16 protein-coding genes are annotated in these 17,000 nt (G+C 61.8%); 12 read left to right on the top strand and 4 right to left on the bottom strand.

Features of this window, described 5'->3' with window-relative positions; translation table 11 throughout:
- Positions 1-201: 201 nt before the first annotated feature.
- From ACR0NY_RS05710 to selD, 7 genes are read left to right on the top strand one after another with little or no spacing between them, the layout of a single operon-like run.
- The gene (locus ACR0NY_RS05710) at positions 202-3,075 is read left to right on the top strand and encodes a monovalent cation/H+ antiporter subunit A (protein ID WP_170368754.1); all 2,874 of its coding nucleotides are present in this window, start codon (positions 202-204) and stop codon (positions 3,073-3,075) included.
- Positions 3,075-3,434 carry a Na+/H+ antiporter subunit C gene (locus ACR0NY_RS05715; protein ID WP_170337694.1) on the top strand — a complete coding sequence of 120 codons (360 nt, stop codon included), beginning with the start codon at positions 3,075-3,077 and terminating at the stop codon, positions 3,432-3,434. The genes ACR0NY_RS05710 and ACR0NY_RS05715 overlap by 1 nt, the downstream gene beginning before the upstream one ends.
- Positions 3,431-4,987: a monovalent cation/H+ antiporter subunit D gene (locus ACR0NY_RS05720; protein ID WP_170368755.1), complete on the top strand. Its 1,557-nt coding sequence runs from the start codon at positions 3,431-3,433 to the stop codon at positions 4,985-4,987. Before ACR0NY_RS05715 ends, ACR0NY_RS05720 begins: the two co-directional genes overlap by 4 nt.
- Complete coding sequence (locus ACR0NY_RS05725) at positions 4,987-5,484, top strand: Na+/H+ antiporter subunit E (RefSeq protein WP_093962616.1); 498 nt, start codon at positions 4,987-4,989, stop codon at positions 5,482-5,484. Before ACR0NY_RS05720 ends, ACR0NY_RS05725 begins: the two co-directional genes overlap by 1 nt.
- The gene (locus ACR0NY_RS05730) at positions 5,481-5,750 is read left to right on the top strand and encodes a K+/H+ antiporter subunit F (protein WP_093962617.1); all 270 of its coding nucleotides are present in this window, start codon (positions 5,481-5,483) and stop codon (positions 5,748-5,750) included. Before ACR0NY_RS05725 ends, ACR0NY_RS05730 begins: the two co-directional genes overlap by 4 nt.
- A gap of 7 nt (positions 5,751-5,757) precedes the next feature.
- Positions 5,758-6,144, top strand: a complete 387-nt coding sequence (locus ACR0NY_RS05735; RefSeq protein WP_093962618.1) for a Na+/H+ antiporter subunit G — start codon at positions 5,758-5,760, stop codon at positions 6,142-6,144.
- 4 nt (positions 6,145-6,148) lie between these two features.
- Positions 6,149-8,308, top strand: a complete 2,160-nt coding sequence (gene selD, locus ACR0NY_RS05740; RefSeq protein ID WP_170368756.1) for a selenide, water dikinase SelD — start codon at positions 6,149-6,151, stop codon at positions 8,306-8,308.
- Here selD and mnmH read toward each other — a convergent pair.
- Positions 8,299-9,351, bottom strand: coding sequence for a tRNA 2-selenouridine(34) synthase MnmH (gene mnmH, locus ACR0NY_RS05745; protein WP_170337686.1), 1,053 nt, complete (start codon positions 9,349-9,351; stop codon positions 8,299-8,301). The two genes, selD and mnmH, sit on opposite strands and share 10 nt — an antisense overlap.
- A gap of 51 nt (positions 9,352-9,402) precedes the next feature.
- Positions 9,403-10,071, bottom strand: coding sequence for an SOS response-associated peptidase (locus ACR0NY_RS05750; RefSeq protein ID WP_170368757.1), 669 nt, complete (start codon positions 10,069-10,071; stop codon positions 9,403-9,405).
- 55 nt (positions 10,072-10,126) lie between these two features.
- Between ACR0NY_RS05750 and ACR0NY_RS05755 the strand changes: the two genes are divergently transcribed.
- Positions 10,127-11,779 (top strand): tetratricopeptide repeat-containing sulfotransferase family protein, encoded by a 1,653-nt coding sequence (locus ACR0NY_RS05755; protein ID WP_170337682.1) that lies wholly within the window; start codon positions 10,127-10,129, stop codon positions 11,777-11,779.
- Between the two features lie 63 nt (positions 11,780-11,842).
- Here ACR0NY_RS05755 and ACR0NY_RS05760 read toward each other — a convergent pair whose 3' ends face one another.
- On the bottom strand, positions 11,843-13,420 hold the full coding sequence (locus tag ACR0NY_RS05760; protein ID WP_170368758.1) for a bifunctional metallophosphatase/5'-nucleotidase: 1,578 nt from the start codon (positions 13,418-13,420) through the stop codon (positions 11,843-11,845).
- Positions 13,421-13,527: 107 nt separating this feature from the next.
- Between ACR0NY_RS05760 and ACR0NY_RS05765 the strand changes: the two genes are divergently transcribed.
- Genes ACR0NY_RS05765 through arsC form a run of 4 tightly spaced genes read left to right on the top strand, consistent with a single transcriptional unit; the run spans position 13,528 to position 15,687 of the window.
- Positions 13,528-13,866, top strand: a complete 339-nt coding sequence (locus tag ACR0NY_RS05765) for a DUF952 domain-containing protein (RefSeq protein WP_170368928.1) — start codon at positions 13,528-13,530, stop codon at positions 13,864-13,866.
- A complete protein-coding gene (locus ACR0NY_RS05770) occupies positions 13,863-14,294 on the top strand; it encodes a DUF1330 domain-containing protein (protein WP_170368759.1) in 432 nt (143 codons plus the stop codon). The genes ACR0NY_RS05765 and ACR0NY_RS05770 overlap by 4 nt, the downstream gene beginning before the upstream one ends.
- Positions 14,291-15,349 (top strand): quinone-dependent dihydroorotate dehydrogenase, encoded by a 1,059-nt coding sequence (locus tag ACR0NY_RS05775; RefSeq protein ID WP_093962625.1) that lies wholly within the window; start codon positions 14,291-14,293, stop codon positions 15,347-15,349. The genes ACR0NY_RS05770 and ACR0NY_RS05775 overlap by 4 nt, the downstream gene beginning before the upstream one ends.
- Positions 15,346-15,687 (top strand): arsenate reductase (glutaredoxin), encoded by a 342-nt coding sequence (gene arsC, locus ACR0NY_RS05780; protein ID WP_170368760.1) that lies wholly within the window; start codon positions 15,346-15,348, stop codon positions 15,685-15,687. The genes ACR0NY_RS05775 and arsC overlap by 4 nt, the downstream gene beginning before the upstream one ends.
- On the opposite strand, the gene ACR0NY_RS05785 is transcribed toward arsC, so the two are convergent.
- Positions 15,684-17,000, bottom strand: a complete 1,317-nt coding sequence (locus ACR0NY_RS05785) for an MATE family efflux transporter (protein WP_170368761.1) — start codon at positions 16,998-17,000, stop codon at positions 15,684-15,686. The genes arsC and ACR0NY_RS05785 overlap by 4 nt on opposite strands.

The following is a 17,000-nucleotide window of genomic DNA, read 5'->3' on the forward strand; positions in this document are numbered from 1 at the left end:
ACGCCGGTTTTATCACGGGTCCGCCTCCGACGCTGCGCCGAAAAGCCGGGCGCAGATCAAGTTCGCGTCATTTTCGCGCAGGCTTTGGCTGAAAAATCGCGGGGAGTAGTGCAAGGTGAAAAACTTGCAATAGCTGGACAGTCAATAAATTATCCTTACAAAATCAACAGCACCCTGACCGCTCAGCCTGGAGTATCGCACTTGTCCCTATTCCTTATCGCGGCCCTTCCCTTCCTCGGAGCTGTCTTTCCCGCCCTGCTAATCCGCGCCGGGCGCAACGCAGCCGCATCGGCGGCGGGATTGACCACGTTTCTGGCCTTGATGGGGCTGCTGATTCATATCCCGGACGTCATGAACGGCACGGTGGTCACCGCGCGGTTCGACTGGATTCCGGGGCTGGGGTTGAACGCCAATTTCATGCTGGACGGGCTGGGATTTCTGTTCGCGCTGCTGATCCTCGGCATTGGTCTGCTGATCATCCTGTACGCGCGGTTCTACCTGTCGCGTGAAGACCCAATGGGGCAATTCTATACCTATCTCCTGCTGTTCCAGGGCGCGATGGTCGGTATCGTTCTGTCCGACAACATACTGCTTTTGCTGATTTTCTGGGAATTGACCTCGCTCAGTTCGTTCTTGCTCATCGGCTATTGGAAACACCTGCCCGAAGGCCGCCAGGGCGCGCGGATGGCGCTGGCGGTCACCGGGTCCGGCGGGCTGGCGATGATCGCGGGGATGCTGATCCTCGGCAATATCGTGGGGTCCTATGACCTGAGCGTGATCCTCCAGAACCGCGAACTGATCCAGTCTTCGCCCTACTACCTGCCGGCGTTGATACTGATCCTGCTGGGATGTTTCACCAAGTCGGCCCAGTTCCCGTTCCATTTCTGGCTGCCGCATGCAATGGCCGCTCCAACGCCGGTTTCGGCCTATCTGCACTCGGCCACGATGGTGAAGGCTGGCCTGTTTCTGATGGCGCGCATGTGGCCGGTTCTGGCCGGAACCGAGGCGTGGTTCTACATCGTCGCCACCACCGGCCTGGTGACCATGCTGATCGGCGCGGTGATCGCGCTGTTCAAGGATGACCTCAAGGCGTTGCTGGCCTTTTCGACGGTGTCGCATCTGGGGCTGGTCACGATGCTGCTGGGCTTTGGCACCAAGATCGCGGTCGTGGCCGCCATCTTTCACATCATCAACCACGCCACCTTCAAGGCCGCCCTGTTCATGACCGCCGGGATCGTGGACCACGAAACCGGCACCCGGGACATCAAGCGCCTGGGCGGCCTGCGCCATTTGATGCCGATCACCTTTTCGATTGGAACAATCGCCGCATTGTCCATGGCAGGGATTCCACCTTTGAACGGATTCCTGTCGAAGGAAATGATGCTGGAAGAAACCGTGCACACGGTCTGGCGAAACTCGCACTATCTGGTGCCAGCCCTTGCCCTGGTAGCCGCGATCTTCTCTGCCGCATATTCCTTCCGGTTCGTGTCCCACGTCTTCCTGGGCCCTGAACGCGAGGATTACCCTGCGCACCCGCATGACCCGCCGGTGGGGCTGTGGCTGGCTCCGGCATTCCTGGTTGTGCTGGTCGTGCTGATCGGCCTGAACTCGGCCGCCATCGTCGGCCCCTTGGTTGCGGTTGTGTCTTCCGCAGTGATCGGCGGCGAGAAGCTGCCCTATTACTCACTGAAGCTGTGGCACGGGTTCACGCCTGCCTTGTACATGTCGATCGTCGCAACTTTTGGCGGCCTCTTCCTGTTGGCTTTGCACCGCCGCGGCGAGCAGGTCTGGAATATCCTGCCCCGCCCCGAGGCCAAGACCATCTTCGACGCCGTGATCGACGGATTGACCGCCGCCAGCCGGTGGATCACGGACGAGCTGCACAACGGTGTCATCAGCCGCTATGCGATCATCCTGATCGCCTTTACGGTCGGCCTTGGATACTATGCCTATTCGACCGGCACGATTGGCGTGGAAACGCGGGTTCCGCTGCCGGCTCCGATCATTCCGATCATCGGCTGGCTGTGCCTGATCGTGGCGACGATGGGCATCATGTGGTTCCACCGCAACCGGCTGCTGTCTCTGGTTCTGATCGGTGTCGTCGGCCTGATCGTGTCGATGGCCTTCAACTATCTGTCCGCGCCTGATCTGGCCCTGACGCAGATCTCGGTCGAAGTCGTCACGATGATACTGCTGCTGCTGTCGCTGAATTTCCTGCCGACCGAGACCCCATGGGACAGCAGCGCGGCACGGCGTTGGCGTGATGCCGCCATTTCGGTAGTGGCCGGTATCGGCGCCGGGGGCTTGATCTATGCGCTCATGCTGCGCGATTTCGCCTTCCCGACGATTTCGGAGTTCCACCTGGCCAATTCCTACAAGGGTGGCGGAGGCACCAACGTGGTCAACGTGATCCTGGTGGACTTCCGGGGATTTGATACCTTCGGCGAGATCATCGTGCTGGGGATCGCGGCCTTGATCATCTTTGCCCTGACCGAGGCCGTGCTGGGCACCAGTGTCCGCGCCTACCTGCTGAACCGCAAACCTCACTGGCCCCAGTCGGGCGACTCTCATCCGCTGATGATGGTTGTTGCAACGCGCGTGATGATGCCGATCGCCCTGATGGTAGGCGCCTACATCTTCTTCCGGGGGCATAACCAGCCCGGAGGCGGGTTCATCGCCGGTCTGGTGGTCGCGATCGCCTTCCTGATGCAGTACATGGCCAGCGGCTATACCTGGGCGATCGAGCGGCAGCGGTTCTACTACCATGGCACCATCGGCTGGGGTGTTCTGATCGCTGCGGCCACGGGTTTGGGCGCCTGGTTCAACGAGCGGCCCTTCCTGACCAGCGATTTCGGCTATCTGCATTGGCCGCCGCTGGAAGAGTTCGAATGGGCCACGGCCATGCTGTTCGACACAGGCGTGTTCCTTGCCGTTCTGGGCGCCGTGATGTTGGCGCTGGACAGCCTGTCGCGCTTTGCGTGGCGGCCGGGCATGGCACAGGAATTCCCGATGGACATCAACCCGTTGCGGGATGATCTGGCCGAAGAGCAAGAAAAAGCGAAGGAGCAGGGCTGATGGAAGCACTCGTCGCATCGGCCGTTGGCGTTCTGACCGCCGCAGGGATCTTTCTGATCCTGCGCCGTCGGACCTTTCCGGTCATCCTGGGCCTGTCTCTGCTGACCTATGCGGTCAACGTGTTCCTGTTCGCCACGGGACGGCTGGCCGTGAACGCGCCTGCAGTTCTGAACAAATACGAAGAGGTTCCCTATACCGATCCATTGCCGCAGGCCCTTGTTCTGACGGCGATTGTGATCTCGTTCGGGATGACAGCTGTGATCGTGATGATCGCATTGGGCGCCTACCTGTCTTCGAAGGATGACCATATAGACATGGCCGCGCAGGACAGCGTGGATGACGCAGGAGAAGACGCATGAACCACTGGATCGTTGCGCCGATCGTCCTGCCCGCGATCCTGGCCCCCTTCATCATCATGGTTCTGCGGTACCATCTGGACCTGCAGCGTATCTTTTCAGTCGCCGGTGTGGTGGGCTTGCTCGGCATCGCGCTGACCATCACTGCGCAGGCGGCGGGCGGCGAGATTCATGTCTACGAACTGGGCGATTGGCCAGCCCCGTTTGGCATTGTTCTGGTCCTTGACCGACTGTCCGCGATGATGGTGCTGCTGACGGCGTTGCTAGCCTTGCCTGTCGTGCTGTACGCCATCGCGTCCGGTTGGGACGAACGCGGCAATCACTTTCACCCGTTGTTCCAATTCCAGCTTATGGGTGTCTGCGGCGCCTTCCTGACCGGGGACGCTTTCAACCTGTTCGTATTTTTTGAGGTGTTGTTGATCGCCTCCTACGGCCTGATGACCCATGGCGGCGGCGCGGTACGCCTGAAGGCCGGGGTGCAATACGTCACCTACAACCTCTTGGGGTCAACTCTGTTCCTGTTTGCATTGGGCACGATCTATTCGGTTACCGGTACCCTGAACATGGCCGACCTGGCTGTGCGCGTCGCGGAAATTCCGGCCGAAGACACCGCCCTGTTGCGCGTGGGTGCGGTTCTTCTGCTGCTGGTCTTCTGCATCAAGGCCGCTGTCCTGCCGCTGCATTTCTGGCTGCCGGCCAGCTATGCCAACGCGCCGCTGCCAGTTGCCGCGCTGTTTGCGATCATGACCAAGGTGGGGGCCTATTCGATCCTGCGGGTCTATACTTTGGCATTCGGCCCGGATGTTGCCGTCACCGAAGGACTGGTTGGTGACTGGCTACAACCTGCCGCGCTGGTGACCCTTGCCATCGGCTCGATCGGTATTCTAGGCACGCGGCACATCGCGCGCATGGTTGCGTTTTGCGCCATCGCCTCGATGGGAACGCTGCTGGTGGCTATTTCCTTGTTCACCGAGACGGCCACAGCCGCCGCTCTGTATTACGTCTACCATTCAACACTTGCGACCGCGCTGCTGTTCCTGGTGGCCGATCTGGTGATGGAACGTCGTGGAGGGGCCATTGCGCCCCGCCCGCCGATGCCGCAAAGCGGACTGATCTCGGCGCTGTTCTTCGTTGGAGCCATAGCGATGGCGGGCATGCCGCCTTTGTCGGGGTTCATCGGCAAGCTTCTGGTGCTGGATGCGTCTTGGTATGCGCCGGATGCCACTGCGGTCTGGGCGGTCGTTCTGATCGGATCCTTTGTCACCATCGTAGGTCTGGCCCGCGCCGGATCCCTGATCTTCTGGAAAAGCTATGACGCCAGCACCCAGATCGACCCGGAACCCGAAACCGAGGCCACCAACGATAATGAACCGCCGCACCGGCCCGCGCCTGAACCGCAGCCGGGGCTGGCGTTCACCTCGGTGTTCGGAGTGGTTCTGGGCCTCGTCCTGCTGACCCTGTTCGCCGGGCCCTCGCTGGACTACACTCGCAAGACCGCCGCGCAACTGTTTGCGCCGGAACAGTACATCTCGGCCGTATTGGGAAGGGAAGACTGATGAAACTGCTGCGCCGGATATTCCCCCACCCGCATCTGAGCTTCCTGCTGACTCTGGTCTGGGTGCTGTTGGCCAACGCGCCCTCACTGAACTCGTTGGTGTTTGGATTGCTTCTGGGGATCATCATTCCCTTCATCACCCAACCCTACTGGCCCGACCGGCCCGTCCTGCGGAACTGGCCCATGGTCGTTGAGTACATGATCGTAGTTCTGTGGGACATCGTGGTGGCCAACGTGACCGTGGCACGCATCATCCTGTTCAAACGCGACGCGGACAGACAGCCGAACTGGATCTCAATCCCGCTGGAACTGCGCACACCCGAAGCGATTACGGTACTGGCTGGAACCATCACCATGACTCCGGGCACCGTCAGTTGCGACCTCTCGGCCCAAGGGCATTGTCTGCTGGTCCATTGCCTGGACGCTCCGGATCCGGGCGCGGTACGAGACCAGATCAAGCAGCGTTACGAGCGCCGCCTGAAGGAGATTTTCGAATGATCGAATATGCAATCTATTTTGCCTTTGCCTGCTTTGGGGCCGCGATCATGATGTGCCTGTGGCGGATCATCACCGCCGATGGTGTGGGGACGCGAGTGCTCGCCCTTGATACGATGGTGATCAACACCATCGCCCTAATGATCCTGTACGGCCTGCATCTGGGCACCGAGATCTTTTTCGAAGCCGCCATGATCATTGCCATGCTGGGCTTTGTTTCGACCGTGGCCTATGCGCGCTTTATGCTGCGCGGCAACATCATCGAGTGAGGCCGCCATGGAATTCATCTTCGAGCTTCTGATTGCATTTTTCCTGATCGTTTCAGGGATTTTCGGCTTTGTCGGGTCATTCGGCATGATCAAGCTGAAGGATCCGATGTCGCGGCTGCACGCCCCGACCAAAGCCACCACGCTGGGCGTGGGCGGTGTGTTGCTGGCCTCGATCTTTCATTCGATCCTGATCGAGCAGCGCCTTTCCATGCATGAACTGCTGATCACGCTGTTCCTGTTTCTGACGGCTCCGATCACGGCTCTGTTCATTGCCAAGTGGCACATTCATCGCCATGAAGCCCCCGAAGATCTGCCGGACGCGGGCGAAGACAAGCTCTGGGCCACCCACGCGGTCGAGCAGGTCGAAGACGTCCCGGATCACAGCGCGAACTGACTTCATGAAAACACCTTCGTTGCCACTTACCCGCGATCTGGTTCTGGTGGGCGGAGGTCATACGCACGCGCTTTTCCTTCGGAAATGGGGGATGAACCCCCTACCCGGCGCGCGGTTGACCGTGATCAATCCTGGCCCGACCGCGCCCTATTCCGGGATGTTGCCCGGATATGTCGCGGGGCACTACGCGCGCCGCGACCTGGACATCGATCTTATCCGGCTGGCACGGTTTGCGGGGGCCCGGATCATTCTGGGTGCCGCGATCGGCCTGGACCTGAACCGGCGGCTGTTGAATGTGGCCGATCACCCTGATGTCGCTTTCGATGTCGCCTCAATCAATGTCGGAATCACATCGGACATGCCGTCTTTGCCCGGGTTCACGGAACATGCCATCCCTGCAAAACCTCTTGGTCCCTTTGCCGCAAAATGGGCCCAGTACCTGGAGACAACCGACCCCGCTTCGGTGGCGGTCATTGGCGGCGGTGTAGCGGGCGTCGAACTGGCGATGGCCATGGCCCATGCTCTGCGCGCCAAGGGTCGGCAAGCAACGGTCACTCTGATCGACAAGGCGCAAATTCTGACCGCGATAAACCCCAAGGCCGCCCAGACCATTCGGCGGGCGATGGAACAGCTTGGCATCGATTGCATCGAACAGGCCAAAATTGCGCAAATCACACCCGAAGGCGTGCAACTGACCGATGGGCGTCACATCACGGCCGATTTCACAACTGGCGCGGCGGGCGCCCGCCCCTATGACTGGATCGGTCTGACCGGACTGGACCTGCAAGACGGCTTTATCCGAGTGAACGGGTATTTGCAGTCCAGCGATCCATCGGTCTTCGCAGTCGGCGACTGCGCTCATCTGGATGACACGCCGCGCCCCAAGGCTGGCGTCTTTGCCGTACGAGAGGCTCCCGTTCTCTTCAACAACCTGCGCGCAGCTCTCGGGGCTGGAACCATGCGCCGGTACAAGCCGCAGAAGGATTACCTGAAGCTGGTCTCGCTGGGGGAACGCTCGGCACTGGCCGAGCGCTTTGGGACGTCATTCAGCGGACCTGTGATGTGGCGGTGGAAAAACCATATCGACCAGAAGTTCATGCGTCGCTTTCGTGAGCTGCCCCAGATGTCAGCCCCCGCAATTCCCCGTCACCATGCGGATGGACTGCGCGATGCTCTGGGCGACAAGCCCATGTGCGGCGGTTGCGGCGCCAAGGTAGGTCGCGGCGCCTTGCAGGCCGCGCTATCCGCGGTACAGCGATCCGACCGTCCAGATATCACACCCCTGCCCGGCGATGATGCAGCGGTGTTGACCTTTGGAGGCGTCCGGCAGGTGCTGACGTCAGATCATTTGCGCAGTGTCGTTCCGGACCCTGTTCTGATGACCCGCATCGCGGCCATTCACGCACTGGGGGACATCTGGGCGATGGGTGCGACCCCACAGGCCGCGACGGCCACACTGATCCTGCCGCGCATGTCCTCCCAGCTGCAACACCGCACCATGGCTGAAATCATGCAAACCGCGACCGAAGTCATGCGCGGCGCCGGGGCTGAGATCGTCGGCGGCCATAGCTCGATGGGCGATGAGCTTACCATCGGCTTCACCATCACAGGTTTGTGCCAGTCTGATCCGATCACCCTGTCCGGCGGGCGGCCCGGTGATGTGTTGATCCTGACCAAACCGATTGGCAGCGGAGTCCTGATGGCCGCGGAAATGGCTGGGCAAGCCAACGGCGAGTGGGTAGTGGCCGCCTATGACCACATAACGCAGCCGCAGGGTGACGCCGCACGCATTCTGGCCCAGGCCCATGCCATGACCGACGTCACCGGGTTCGGACTGGCCGGGCATCTCGTTGGACTGTGCGAGGCATCCAACTGCGGCGCAGTCCTGAACCTCGACGCAGTCCCGGTCATGGCGGGTGCCCTGGAGCTTAGCCAGCAAGGGCTCCGGTCCAGCTTGTTCAACGACAATCGTTCCATCGCGCCCGAAGTTCCAATCGGCGGCAAGGCCGATCTGCTGTTCGATCCTCAAACCGCAGGTGGGTTGCTGGCTGCCGTTTCGGCCGACGACGCACGAAAAATCTGCGACCATTTGCGTGCCGCTGGTTACCCGGCTGCAGTCATCGGAGTATTGAGCGACACACCCGGCCTGCGCCTTCAGAGCTGAACCACAACCCCTTCGATTTCCGACGCGACCTGATCCAGCCCGTCCGTGGTCAAGGACGCGGCATGCACGCGCGCGATCACATCAAACTGGTGGTTTCTCCGCGACTTTTCGTAAGCCGGGTCATAGTGCTGCTCCATCAAGGCGCGCGTCAGGGCCGTCTTGTTGCCCTCGGCAATCTGAGCCATCCACGCATCCACGACATCATGCCCCCGGTGAAACCGCAGCGGCGACAGGCGGTCCCGCAAACGCTCGGCATCAGACAGAATGTCGTCATAGGCAGCGACCAGATAGTCCGTTCGCGCCTCGATATCTGCCGTGACAAGTATTCGCGGCGCTTGGCACAGGCTCTGCCAGACCGCTGGGGGCAGGATCAACGAACCGATTTTTGACGACTCGGCCTCGACCAATACGGGCCGTGCCGGATCAAGGGCGCACATGGCCGAAGCCAAGGCAGATTCGAACGCTTTCTGGCTGGGTTGTCCGCCGGGTTGCTCGCCCAGCAGCGAACCGCGGTGATTGGCCAACGCTTCGAGATCCAGAACCTGCACCCCGCGCGTTTGCAACTGGGCCAGAAGTTCCGTTTTTGCAGTGCCGGTGTAGCCATCCAACGCCACCAGCTTGAACGGCAGCGGGTCATCGTAGAGGTACTGCTTCACCAGACGCCGATAGCTGCGGTATCCGCCCTCGATCACCTCGGCTCGCCAGCCGATCTGCTGCAGCATCCAAGTGAAGGATCCCGAACGCTGACCGCCGCGCCAGCAATAGACCAGAGGTCGCCAACCGCCCTCGTGGTGGCTGAGTTGCGTCTCGATATGGGTGGCGGCGTTGCGGAACACCAACGCGGCCCCCAGCTTGCGCGCCAGAAACGGGCTCTGCTGAACGTAGATCGTGCCGACACATGCGCGTTCCTCATTGTCCAGAACCGGGAGGTTGATGGCCCCGGGCAGATGGTCCTCGGCAAACTCTGCCGGGCTGCGCACATCGATGATCGTATCGAACGGATGCGCGTACAGCTGCGGCAGGTTTGAGAATTTCAGGGCCATGACAGGGGTTTAGCGCGCAGGATGGCAAAAGAAAAGAAGGCCCCGCTGATGTCATTCATCGGCTTCGGGCGCGATAAGGTCCGGCCCGCTGGCCCGGTTGGAGTTTACGGCCGTGCCGACCCTGTGAAACTGCAACACATCCTCGGCGCCGGGTTTCATCAGGCGGGCTGCCCCCTTGCCGACCTCGCCCAGCCACAAGGCCCAATCCGCCGGTTCGATGATCAACGGCATCCGGTGATGCACCGCACGCACATTGTCGTTGGCTGCGGTCGTGACGATCGCGCAGGTCGCCTGCCGCGCCTCGCCCTCGCCCCAGTTCTGCCAAATCCCGGCAAAGGCGATGGGCGCACCATCGCTGCGGTAAAAGTACCAAGGCAGCCGCGCACCGTCCTGTGTCTTGGTCCATTCGTAGAAACCCGTGGCCACGATCAGACAACGCCGATCGCGGCAGGCTGCGCGAAAGGCCGGCTTCTGGGCCAGAGTTTCGGCGCGCGCGTTGATCAGCAGCGGACCGTCATTTTGGGTTTTGTACCAATGTGGCAAGAAACCCCATCGCAGCGGGTCCAATTGCCGCCCTCCCTCTCCGGCGCGCACGACATGCACCTGATTTGTCGGGCAGATGTTGTAGTTGGGCACGTCCGGCAATGCGTTTGATGGCCGCGCAGCAAACAGCTGCGCCATGGCATCGTTGGGAAGAGTTATTGCAAACCGTCCGCACATGGGTAATGAACCAACAACAAAAGTTTCAATCAGGCACAGGGTCTCGCGCAGTCAGATGACAAATCAAGCACCAAATTCCCTCAAGGCCAAGGCGGTGGCGGATCTGGACTCCGGCAAGCTTCCTCAGGCTCTGAAGAAAGCTACGCTCGGCATCAAGAAATTCCCGAATGACGCGGACTACCACGCGATTGCCGGGTTCGTTCTGACCGAGATGAAGCAGTACAAGAAATCGCTGCCGCATTTCCAGGAAGCCGCCCGCCTGAAACCGGACGACCCGCAATTCGTCGAAAACATCGCGAATGCCCTGATGCAGACCGGCCAGATCGCGCGAGCGTTGGCCTATGCCGAAAAGATGGCCGAAAAGATGCCCGGCAACCGCGAGATCGTCCGGGTGATCGATGAAATCACGCTCAAGGGCAAGAACTGGCGCAGCATCATCGAGAACGCCACCAAGCGCCTGATGACCGATCCAGACAACCCCAAGCTGCTGTCCACCCGCAGCAGGGCCTATGGACGCGTCGGCTTCGTGGATGCGGCCTCGGCCGATATTGCGCGTGCATACGAGCTGGATCCCGACAGCATCGAAATCGCCTTCCGCCGAGCGGTGGACCTGCACCAGGCTGGCGACAAGAAGGGCTGTACTGACATTTTGTGGCGTGTTTTGGACAAGGATCCGTATCACGCATCGGCGTTGTTCCAATTGTCGTCGATGGTAGACGCCGAACAGGCCGAAGCATTGTTGCCCCGGGTCGAGGCTGCGATCGCAAAGCGGAAACATCCCAATTCGACTCTGGAGTTCACGCTGGCACAGCTTCAATCGAAGATCGGTGGGCTGGAGGCCGCCCTCGCGCAGTTTGCAGTCGCAAACAGGGTGCAGCACGACGAAAACCCATACGATTTCGAAGAAGAAGAGCGCAAACTACGCCGAATCTGCGGCCTGTTCCCCGACAGCGCGTCGGTCCCAAGTTCCGGGATCGAGGAAATGCCCCTGCCGATTTTCGTGATCGGACAGCCTCGGTCGGGCACCACCTTGATGGAAATGATGCTGAGTTCCGCCCCCGACATCGCGGGATGTGGAGAGCTGACCCTCGCAACCGACCTTTCGGCGCCATACTCGAACGAAAAAAAGGCATTCTCGGACGCCGAAGCTGCGGAATTCGCCAAGCATTTCCGCGAGTTGATGCCCCCGATCCCCGAGAGCTCGATCGCTTTCGTCGACAAAATGCCGCACAACTACCAGCGGGTTGGTTTTCTTTTGGCAGCGTTCCCCAACGCCAAGATCATCAACATGCTGCGTGACCCTCGGGACGTCGGCCTGTCGAAATGGATCCGGCGTTTTCCCGCGGCCGGTATGCGGTACGCATCGAACCTGAACTCGATCGCGCACTCGGCCAACATGTATCGCCGCTACATGCAGCATTGGGACGCCATCTTCGGTGATCGCATCCTGACGGTGCCCTACGAAAAACTGGTGGCCGATCCCGAGACCTACAGCAAGCAGGTTGCAGAATTCTGCGGGATCGAATGGCGCGAAAGCATGATGCACCCGGAAGAAAACAAGAAACAGGTGCGTACGGCCAGTATCGACCAAGTGCGCAACAAAATCTCGACCAAATCGGTTGGCGGCTGGCGTCAGGTTGCGGATTATATCCGGCCCATGTTGGACGGTTTCGACCCCGAACTGTGGCCCGAGTACGAATTCGATTAAGCCGAAACCCAACAAAAAAGGCCGCATCCGGGGATGCGGCCTTTTCTTTCTTTGTGTCAGCAATCACTTCTGCTGAATACGTCCGTCCAGATAGGGCGTGTAGGGCGCATTGGCCGCAAGGTATTCAGCGGTCACATCCGCAAGATCGGGACCGAAGTCGTAGGCATTCTTGTCCTCGCCAGAGAACATCTTGTACCCGTCGCCACCGTTGCGGACATAGTTGTTGGTCACCACCAGATAGGTCTTGGCCGGATCGATTGGTACATAGCCATCACCCTCGGCCACCATGACCTCGGTCACGCGGCCTTCGTTGGGGGAAACCGACGGATCCCAGGTGAATTTCAGCCCTGCCACCTGCGGGAAGCGACCCTTGACCTCTTCTACCTGGCTGACGCCGTTTTCCAGCGCATCAATGATACCCTGCCCACTGATCTCGAAGGTCGAGAGCGTGTTCTGGAAGGGCAGAACGGTCAACACCTCGCCCATGGTCACGTCGCCCGCGTCGATCGAGGCGCGCAAGCCACCCGAGTTGGCGATGGCGATCTTAACGCCCTGATCGGCGACCCGCGCCAGCATGGCATCGGCCACCAGGTTACCCATCTCGCATTCCTGCACGCGGCAGATCGACCGGTCACCTTCGATCGGAGCCGCGGCGTTGGCCACGACCTTGTTGCGGATCTCGTCCAGCGGCTTGGCCAGTTCTGCGATGCGATCCAGGGCAGCCTGATCCTCGGTCACGGTGTTGTCCATGATCAGCGGCTCACCGACCGCCTGAACCACGTTGCCGTCGTCATCGAAGGTCACGTTCAGCTCGCCCAGGAACTTGCCGTAGGCATAGGCCTGAACGATCTGCACCCCGTTCACCACGGTCGGGTACGGCCCGGCGGCCTTGTCCGAAGTGTTCGACAGGTAGGTGTTCGAGTGTCCGCCCACGATCACGTCAACACCCGTGGTTTCCTGCGCGACCCGCTGGTCGACGCCATAGCCCGAATGGCTGAGCACGATGATCTTGTTGATGCCTTCCCCCGTCAGCTTGTCCACCTCGGCCTGAACCGCCGGAACAGGATCAGAGAACACGACATTCGGACCGGGTGAGGCCAGCTCGTCGGTGTCTTCGGGGGTCAGGCCGATCAGGCCAATCTTCTCTCCACCCACTTCAATCACGGTCGATTTCTTGATCCGGTCAGTCAGAAGTTCCTCGTTCTCGATGTTCGCATTCGACATCAGAATCGGAAATTCGACCGCATCGACGAAACCGGCCAGAACCTCGGGGCCATCATCGAATTCGTGGTTGCCCACGGTCATCGCGTCATAGCCCAGCTTGTTCATGAACTCGGCCGCGACTTTGCCCTTGTAGTAGGTATAGAACAAGGAACCTTGGAACTGGTCGCCGCCGTCCACGAGGATCGAGTTTTCGGCCCGCGCGCGGGCGTCGTTGACCGCGGTCACCAGTCGCGCCGAACCGCCGAAGCATTTGCCCTCGGCATTGTCCTCGGCGCCACAGCCACTGTCATATTTGTTGATCGGCTCGAACCGGGAATGGAAGTCGTTGGTGTGCAGAATGGTCAGCTTGTAGTCGGCCGCCGCCATGCCTGCAGTCAGACCAAGGGCCGCCACGGATGTCAGGAAACGGGTAATCATTTGAAACTCCCTGTTATTGATTGTCAGGATCGTGCGCCGAGGGCGACAAAGAGTCAAAGGGGGAAATGCGGCTTGATTCCATCCCGCGCGCGGGGCATCACGGCGCCATGCTGATCTACAAGATATTCCGGGCCGAAGAATGGGCGGCTCTGCAGGCACAGGGCGAAACCCGGGGCGCGCCGGTCGATGTGGCGGATGGGTTCGTTCATTTTTCCACCGCAGAACAGGCGGCGGAAACCGCGGCCAAGCACTTTGTCGGGGCCGAAAACCTGACCCTCGTGGCCTGCGATGCCCAGAAAATGGGCGATGATCTGAAATGGGAGGTCTCGCGCGGCGGGGCCTTGTTCCCACATCTCTATCGCAACATGCGCCTGGCGGATGTGGTCTGGGCCAAGCCGCTGCCGCTGGAAAACGGCGCGCACCGCTTCCCCAAGGAGATGCAATGACCGGCCATATCGACCCCGACCGCGCCCAGTTCGAGGCGTTCAAGGCGCTGGACCGCGATCACCCGATCGAGATGCTAAACCTGGTGCGGTTCCGCGCCAAGGCCGTCTATCCCGCAGGCCACGACCTGGCCGGCGCGGGGCTGAGCGGCGCCGAAGCCTATCGCGGGTACGGGGCCGAAACCGCCCCGATCATTGCGCGGCTGGGGGCTTCGATCATCTGGCGCGGCACGTTCCAGACAACGCTGATCGGCCCGCAAGGCGAAGCGTGGGACGAGATGTTCATCGCCCGTTACCCCTCGGCCCACGCGTTTCTGGAGATGGTGACCGACCCGGCATATCGTGCGGCGGTGATTCACCGGCAGGCAGCGGTGGCCGACTCGCGCCTGATCCGCACTGCCCCTACCCCAACCGGAGCGTCCTTCGGATGAACCTGACCGAGAAACTGGCCCTGGCCGCGCTGCATCGCCTGGATCCTGAAACCGCGCACGGCCTGTCGATCAAGGCACTGAAAACGGGTCTGAGCCCCGCGCCCGGCCCCGTCACCTCGATGCGCCTGCGCACGCAACTGGCCGGGCTGGATCTGCCCAACCCGGTGGGGCTGGCCGCCGGGTTCGACAAAAATGGCGAGGTTCTGGGCCCGCTGTCACGCGCGGGCTTTGGGTTTATCGAGGTGGGTGCCGTCACACCGCGCCCGCAGCCGGGCAACCCCAAGCCGCGCCTGTTCCGACTGACCGAGGACCGCGCCGCCATCAACCGGTTTGGCTTCAACAACGAAGGGATGGAGGCGATGGCCCGGCGTCTGGCGCACCGCCCCAAGGACGCGGTGATCGGCCTGAACCTGGGCGCCAACAAGGACAGCACCGACCGGGCGCGGGATTTTGCGCAGGTGCTGGCCCATTGCGGGCAATGGCTGGATTTCGCCACGGTGAATGTCTCGTCGCCCAACACCGAAAGGCTGCGCGACCTGCAGGGAAAAGAGGCGCTGAGCGCCCTGCTGGCAGGTGTGCTGGAAACCCGCGGAGCCTTGGCGCGGCCGATCCGGGTGTTTCTGAAGATCGCCCCCGACCTTACGGATGACGAACTGCGGGACATCGCCGATGTCGCCCGTGACACGGGCATCGACGGTGTCATCGCCACCAACACGACCTTGTCGCGCGCAGGGCTGCGCAGCCCGCACAAGGATCAGGCCGGCGGATTGTCAGGCGCGCCCCTGTTCGAGAAATCGACCCGCGTTCTGGCCCGGCTGAGCCAGTTGACCGATGGGCAGATCCCGCTGATTGGCGTGGGCGGCATCGGCACGGCCGAACAGGCCTATGCCAAGATCTGTGCCGGGGCCTCGGCCGTGCAGTTCTATACCGCGATGGTCTATGGCGGCCTGTCACTGGCGGCCGAGATCGCGCAAGGGCTGGATGCCCTGCTGGCGCGGGACGGGTTCAAGTCGGTGGCTGACGCCGTCGGCAGCAAACGAGAGGATTGGCTGTGATCGAATACTGGCACAACCCACGCTGTTCAAAATCGCGCGCCGGGCTGGCACTGCTGCAGGACCGCGGCGCCGAAGTCACCGTTCGCAAATATCTCGAGGACGCGCCCAGCGCGGATGAGCTGCGAGCGGTGCTGTCCCGGCTGGGCATCCCGGCGATCGAGATGATGCGCAGGGGCGAGGCGCGGTTCAAGGAACTGGGGCTGAGCAAGGATACACCCGAGGAAGCCCTTGTTCAGGCCATGGCCGAGAACCCGATCCTCATCGAACGCCCCGTCGGGATCACCGCCGACAAAGCCGCCATCGGCCGCCCGCCCGAGAACCTGCTGACCCTGCTCTAGGCCACCTGCGCCTCCAGCCGGGGGTAGCGCAGGCCCAGCGTCACCGCGCGGGCGGTGTTCAGCACCATCAGCGCGGCCCACAGCCCGTGATTGCCCATGGTCGGCACCAGCAGGAACAGCGCCACCACATAGATCGCCACCGACTGGATCATGGCGGTGCGCATGGCGCGGGTCCAGGTGGCGCCGATAAAGATGCCGTCGAACATCCAGCTGGCAACGCCGATCACCGGGGCCAGTGCCGCCCAGATCAGGTATTCGCGCGCCGCGACCCGCACATCGGGCGCGGTGGCCATCAGGTCGATCAACGCGGGCCCCGCTACAAAAAACGTGACCCCCAGCAGCAGAGCCCCACCGACACCCCATTGCGACGCCATGACCGAGGCGCGCCGGACCTGGTATCGGTCCTTGGCCCCAACGGCGCTGCCCACCAGCGCCTCGGCGGAAAAGGCGAACCCGTCCAGTGCAAAGGCGGTGATTTCCAGGAACTGGAGCAGCACCTGGTTGGCGGCCAGCGTCACGTCGCCCAGATCGGCGCCAACGAACAGAAAGGTGGTGAAGGACCCGGTCAGCAGGACCGACCGGATCATGATGTCGCCATTGACCTGCATCATCCGGCGCAGGCGGGCGGGGTCAAAGATCCGCGCCCAATCGCGCCATTGATTGCCCCCGAACGCATCGCGGCACAGCCACAGGCCCAACGCCAAACCCGTCCATTCGGCGATCAGAGTGGCCACCGCCACGCCTTCGACGCCCCAGCCCAAGCTTAGCACGAACCACAAATCCAGCAGGATGTTCAGCCCGTTCATCCAGACCTGCAGGACGAACACGCCGCGCGTGCGCTCGACTGCGATCAGCCAGCCCGTCACGGCGTAAAGCGCAATGGTCGCGGGCGCGCCCCAGATGCGAATCTCGAGGTATTTGCGCGTCAACGCCTCGACCTCGGGGCTGGCGGGCGACAGCGCGAAGGCCCCTGCGAACACCGCCACCTGCGCCACGATAAAGAACAGCCCCGCCGCGCCGCCCAAGAGCAGGCCGCGCATGAGCAGCGCACCGGTTTCGGCCGTGTCTCCCGCGCCTCGGGCCTGCGCCGCCAATCCGGTCGTGCCCATGCGCAGAAAGCCGAACACCCAGTAGATCGTGGCCAGAATGACCGCGCCAATGCCAACCGCGCCGATCGGGGCGGCCTGCCCCATCTGGCCGACCACGCCGGTATCTACCGCGCCCAGAATCGGCACCGTCGCGTTGGACAGCACGATCGGCACCGCGATCTTCAGCACCCGTCTGTGCGTAATGGGTGCCGAGGCGTCCCGCAT

The organism is Ruegeria sp. BJ5 (assembly GCF_056537865.1).